This window comes from Roseateles sp. P5_E1, assembly GCF_054049335.1.
Map to the genome: position 1 here is coordinate 1 of NZ_JBFUMN010000366.1, position 571 is coordinate 571.

Here is a 571-nt window from a genome sequence, read left to right on the forward strand (position 1 = left end):
GCATGGCCCCGAACAGCGGATGGAACGGCTCGCGCGGCTGGAAATCGATGGGACCGTTCTTCACCTGCACGATCACGTTCGGGCGGAAATCACCGTCCAGGCCGGCAAACTCGGTGTAGGCCTGCGTGGCGCGGTCCTCGGGCACCTCATGCGCGTAGACGAAGGCGCGCCACATGACCACGCCGCCATGGGGTGCCAGCGCGTCAGCCAGCAGATTGGCGCCGTCCGCATGCGAACGGCCATAGTCCTGCGGTCCGGGCTGTCCTTCCGAATTGGCCTTGACCAGGAAGCCACCGAAATCGGGAATGCGCGCGTAGATCTCGTCAGCCTTGTCGCGCCACCAACGTTGCACGTCCGGGTCGAGCGGATCGGCTGTCTTCAGCCCGCCCAGCTCGATGGGCGCGCTGAAGCGCGCGCTCAGGTATACGCGGATGCCGTACGGCCGGAACACGTCTGCCAGCGCGGCGGCTTTGGCGAGATACGCCGGCGCAAGGCTCTGTGCGCTCGCGTTTACATTGTTCAGCACGGTGCCGTTGATGCCGAGCGAGGCGTTGGCACGCGCATAGTCGGT

The 571-nt window shown here is 66.0% G+C and carries 1 pseudogene; it reads right to left on the reverse strand.

Annotated elements, in window-relative coordinates:
- Positions 1-571, reverse strand: a pseudogene (locus tag ACXJKJ_RS31560) (alpha-glucuronidase); the annotation flags it as partial.